The sequence below is a fragment of the Microcystis sp. M53603_WE2 genome (assembly GCF_030065435.1).
On record NZ_JASJFF010000033.1, the window covers coordinates 1 to 5,099 of the forward strand.

Sequence of the window (5,099 nt, forward strand, 5' to 3'; positions counted from 1 at the left end):
AGTTATCAGTTATCAGCTTCTGAAGGCAAGAGGCAACAGGCAAGAGGCAAAAGAAAGAATCTGGCAATTCTCCTATCTAACAAGAAGGTTAGAAACTAGGTAGATCAAAGCTTTTAGCTTAACAAATTAGGTTTTAGATTCGGCCCTTGTTATCGGGGGTGAGGTGGGTTGGGTGGCTAATAATTTAGTTTTGAACCTCACCCACTTTTATTTACTTGTAACAATTAAACTTATTTATTTTCTTCGGGTACAACTAATTTAGCGATGTAGGCCATGAGGCGATCGAGTAGGAAACCAACAATACCCACATAAATCAGAGCGAGGATAATTTCACTGATCATGGAACTATTCCAAGCATCCCAGATAAAGAAGCCAATTCCCACGCCACCGATCAGCATTTCCGCCGCTACAATTGCCAACCAAGATAAACCGATACCGATTCTTAATCCGGTGAAAACGTAGGGAACGGTGGCGGGAAAAAGAATATTGAAAAAGTATTCAACTTTGGATAATTTCAACACTCTAGAGACGTTTTTATAGTCTTGGGGAACCTGCTGTACTCCCACGGCCGTGTTAATAATAATTGGCCAAATTGCTGTAATAAAAATTACAAATATGGCACTAGGTTCGTTATTACGAAAAGCCGCTAGGGAGATGGGTAGCCAAGCTAGGGGGGGAACGGTACGCAGGATTTGAAAAATCGGATCGATCGCATCATAAATTAGGGCGCTGCTACCGATTAAAATTCCTACGGCGATGCCGACAATAGCGGCAAGGGTAAAACCGACGGCCACCCGTTGTAAACTAGCGAAAATTTGCCAGAATAACCCCACATCCGTGCCACCATTATTGAAAAAGGGATTGATAATTAATTCCCAGGTATCGCTAACCACTTTGGTGGGACTAGGAAGGGGGGCATCGGGACTAAAACAGAGTATTTGCCAGATGACGAGGAAAATTAATAAAGCAATCGCCGAAGTTGCTAGTTTGGGTAATTTTTTTTGCAGGTCTTTTAACCATTTTTGACCTTGAGAACGACGAGAAATAGAAACAGCCATAATCAGTTATCAGTTATCAGTGGTTGAGTTATCAGTGGTTGAGTTATGAGTGGTTCAGTGGTTCAGTGGTTCAGTGATCAGCTTTTATCTTGGCTTGCTCCGCAAGAATTTCAGTTATCAGTTATTAATTACCAGTTATCAGCAAATCATCTTTAACTGTTGACGGGTTACTGATTACTGATTAGTGATCACTGATTTAAATCTTCTTGATCTTGAGGGAATCGAGGTAGGCTTGGGGATTTTCGGGGTCAAAAGTAACGCCATCAAAGAAAGTTTCCACACCGCGAGAGGTAGAGGTGGGAATTTGATCAGCCGGAACATTGAGGGCTTTAGCGGCTTCCCTCCAGATATCTTCCCGGTTAACTTTATCAACTAAAGCTTTGATGTCTGTATCGGCGGGAATATAGCCCCAACGGATGTCTTCAGTCACAAACCAAGTATCATGACTCTTGTAGGGATAGGAAGCGTTATCAGCCCAGAATTTCATGGCTACGGGGCTATTTTCGATTTTGCGACCATCACCGAAATCGATATTACCTTGCATTCTTCCCAAGATATCGGCGGGGTCAATTTTCAGCCATTCCCGTCCTGAAATAATCTCGCACATTTCCTTAACATTAGCGGGATCGTTGCACCATTGCTGCGCCTCCAGAACAGCCATGGTTAAAGCTTTTGCCGCTTTGGGATTTTTATCCACCCAATCGGCGCGTAAAGCGAAGGCTTTTTCAGGGTGATCCTTCCACAGTTCCCCAGTAATCAAGGCCGAATAACCGAGTTTTTTGTTAACTAATTGGGCGTTCCAAGGTTCCCCCACACAGAAAGCTTGCATCGTGCCGACTTTCATGTTAGCCACCATTTGTGCCGGAGGAACAACAATTAGGGATAGATCTTTATTCGGATCGATGCCACCGGCGGCTAACCAATAGCGCATCCAGAGATCGTGAGTACCACCGGGGAAAGTGACGGCGGCTTTAACTTCTTTGCCCGCAGATTTAGCTTTAGCGAAGGATTCTTTCAGTACACCGCTATCGAGGGCAACCTTTAGATCCATGTATTCGTTAGCCACAGAAATCGCTTGACCATTGGTATTCAAACGCGCCAGAATATACATCGGTACTGGCTGTTTGGTGATTTTGCCCAAGGTCATTAGGTAGGGCATGGGGGATAAAATATGCGCCCCGTCGATACCGTTACCCGCCGAACCTAATTCGAGGTTATCCCGGGTTGCAGCCCAAGAGGCTTGTTTCATCACCTGTACATCGGGCATCCCGTGTTTAGCGAATAAACCTTTTTCTTTGGCGATAATTAAGGGGGCAGCGTCGGTGAGGGCAATAAAACCTAGTTTAGCGGTGGTGACTTCGGGGGTTTCTCCACTGACAACGGGGGAAGCGGCAGGACTGCCGGCCGGGGAGGGACTGGTCGCGGTATTATTGGGAGTGGCGCAACCGTGGAGAATTGCTGTTCCTACGGCAGTTGCCCCGGCAGTGAAGATAAATCTACGTCTGGAAAGTTTACTCATGGACTAAAAAATCGTGATTAGAAACTAAACAAAGGTGATGAAACGGTGAAAAATTCTCATTATTTCCCCCGCGGTGATAACCGAGAAGATTTCTTGCAAGTAACTGTTGATTCAGTAAGGAGGCTTTAACTATTTTTATCTCTCGATCGCTTTTGCTTCTCCATCTGGGGAGATTTAGCAGTAGTTTTTGTCTAAGAGATTTTTTCTAGAAGCATAACAGTTTTGAGGAGTCGATAGATAGGGGCGGTTTTTAGTCATCTGGGCTAGAAAGATCACTTTATTTCAGGGTTATCACCGAAGCAATTAACTTAAATTTACAGTCTTCAACGGGAAAGATAGTATAGATTGTTACAAAATATTGTCAGTCATGTAATAAGAGCATAAAAATTTGTCTGAAACGCATGGTAGAGCGATGGGTTTTTTTTAGCTATCTTGACTCAGTTATCAGATTTGAGTTTGCCGTTCACTGATTACTGGTTAATGTTTACCGATGACTGAAAAATCGCCGCAAGTATTAGCGACGCGACCAGCTTGAGACAATCTCTGTTATGCTTTGGAACTTGCCAAGGGCGAAAGCATATTATTATCGATCGATGTTTCCCCTTGATTAGATGCTTAGGAATATTGTCAATAGTGGCAGTTAGTCATCTGTGCCTATTTGATCGTTGGTCTTGATCACGATACTTTTAATCCTTCTGTCGCACCTATCCCAGACTCTTATCAAAAACTGGCTGTCTGGGATTCAGGAAAGGGCCGAAAAAATCTCTTAAATAACCTTCAATTATTCTACAGCGTTTTATCTGTTTTCATTTCATTTTAAGATGGCTCAAAGTTTCCCCGTTCCTGACTATCTTTCGGGTTTACTAGGCTTTTAGAACGGTTTTATGACTTTGATTGTTGACGATATTTGCTCTGTCTTTGGGATGACTTTTGCTGGTCTGCTGCCGAGATTGACACAAGAGAGGTAAAATCGACTCTGTGGGGATGCTTTAACCGGCATCTCTGTTTTTTGACAGGGGAAGATTTAACTGCCCCGACAATCGATCGAGTGTTAAACCTAAGCCGCTAAACTGAAAATAGCTGCTTGTCCTTGGCTCTCATTTCTCAGATTGTAAAATAATGCAAATTTATCTTGACTATAGTGCCACTACCCCCACTCATCCCCAAGTAATCGATCGGGTTGCCACTATTCTGCGGCATCATTGGGGTAATCCCTCCAGTTTACACAGTTGGGGACAGGATACGGCGACAGTCATCGAAATGGCCAGAGAACAGGTAGCAGGGTTAATTAATGCCAATCCAGACCAGATTATCTTCACTTCTGGCGGCACGGAAGCCGATAATTTAGCGATTATCGGGGTTGCTCAACAGTATAACCGCCCCCGTCATATAATTATTTCTAGTGTGGAACATTCGGCGATCGCTGAACCCTGTAAACAATTAGAGCAGCAAGGTTGGCAAATTACTCGTCTTCCCGTCAATCGTCAAGGTAGGGTGAATCCTTTAGACCTAAAAGCCGCAATTCAAAGCGATACGGTCTTAATTTCCATTATTTACGGACAAAGTGAGGTGGGAACCCTACAACCGATTGAAGAATTGGGCAGCATTGCCAGAGAAAGGGGTGTTCTTTTTCACACCGATGCGGTGCAGGTGGCGGCAAGATGCGATATTGATGTGCGGAAACTGCCCGTAGATTTATTATCTCTTTCTAGCCATAAAATTTATGGAATGCAAGGATCGGGAGCTTTATACATCAGAGCGGGTGTCGATATTTTACCATTACTGCGGGGCGGTGGTCAGGAAAAAGGTCTGCGATCGGGAACCCAATCTGTGCCAGCGATCGCATCTTTTGGTTTAGCGGCCGAATTAGCCCAAAAAAACTTAATTAGCGAAAAAATGCGTTTAATAGCCTTGCGAGATCGATTATTTGACCTCTTAGCTGATTATCCTTATCTGCTGCCCACGGGGGACCGATTCTATCGTTTACCCCACCACGTCAGCTTTATTGTCCGTCCGGACGATGACAGTCGAATCACGGGAAAACAGCTAGTTCGTCAGCTTAATTTAGCAGGAATCGGCATTAGTTCTGGATCCGCCTGTCATAGTGGCAAACTTTCCCCTAGTCCAATTTTAAAAGCTATGGGCTACAGCGATCGAGAGGCACTAGCGGGAATTCGTTTAACCCTGGGAAGGGACACCAGCGCCGCCGATATTGATTGGACGGCTCTAGTATTAAAACAAGTGATCGATCGCTGTTTATCTGCTTTAATTGTAAGCAAGAGTTAGTTTATCCCTCAAATTGTCCTTCAATCAAGATAATTTCGCCAAAGTCGGGAATCCATGCCACCCAACGGCCCTGATCCTGTTCACAGAGTAGTAGAGCTTCATCAAAGCTGTATGGAGAGGGAAGCATTCTGAGTTGTACCCATGTGTTTGCTTGGGGACAAGTAACAACGGCAGTAGTGCGGTATTGTAGTAAAGACATACACAGATCACCCTGATAATTCTGTATCTAAATTTAC

General features: G+C 44.2%; 4 protein-coding genes. 1 reads left to right on the forward strand and 3 read right to left on the reverse strand.

What is annotated here, in order from left to right:
* Nucleotides 1–230: 230 nt before the first annotated feature.
* On the reverse strand, nucleotides 231–1,058 hold the full coding sequence (ntrB, locus tag PX481_RS00730; protein WP_004159451.1) for a nitrate ABC transporter permease: 828 nt from the start codon (nucleotides 1,056–1,058) through the stop codon (nucleotides 231–233).
* A 196-nt stretch (nucleotides 1,059–1,254) separates the two neighbouring features.
* Nucleotides 1,255–2,577, reverse strand: a complete 1,323-nt coding sequence (locus PX481_RS00735) for a CmpA/NrtA family ABC transporter substrate-binding protein (protein ID WP_288024540.1) — start codon at nucleotides 2,575–2,577, stop codon at nucleotides 1,255–1,257.
* A 1,119-nt stretch (nucleotides 2,578–3,696) separates the two neighbouring features.
* On the opposite strand from PX481_RS00735, the gene PX481_RS00740 reads away from it, so the two are divergent.
* The gene (locus tag PX481_RS00740; RefSeq protein WP_288093141.1) at nucleotides 3,697–4,863 is read left to right on the forward strand and encodes a cysteine desulfurase family protein; all 1,167 of its coding nucleotides are present in this window, start codon (nucleotides 3,697–3,699) and stop codon (nucleotides 4,861–4,863) included.
* Nucleotide 4,864: 1 nt separating this feature from the next.
* Here the strand turns inward: PX481_RS00740 and PX481_RS00745 are convergent, their stop codons facing one another.
* The gene (locus PX481_RS00745; RefSeq protein WP_012264871.1) at nucleotides 4,865–5,062 is read right to left on the reverse strand and encodes a hypothetical protein; all 198 of its coding nucleotides are present in this window, start codon (nucleotides 5,060–5,062) and stop codon (nucleotides 4,865–4,867) included.
* Nucleotides 5,063–5,099 lie beyond the last annotated feature (37 nt).

Coding starts and splice junctions, on each gene's coding strand:
- ntrB (WP_004159451.1), bottom strand. CDS start 1,058: ATGGCTGTTTCTATTTCTCGTCGTTCTCAAGGTCAAAAATGGTTAAAA.
- PX481_RS00735 (WP_288024540.1), bottom strand. CDS start 2,577: ATGAGTAAACTTTCCAGACGTAGATTTATCTTCACTGCCGGGGCAACT.
- PX481_RS00740 (WP_288093141.1), top strand. CDS start 3,697: ATGCAAATTTATCTTGACTATAGTGCCACTACCCCCACTCATCCCCAA.
- PX481_RS00745 (WP_012264871.1), bottom strand. CDS start 5,062: ATGTCTTTACTACAATACCGCACTACTGCCGTTGTTACTTGTCCCCAA.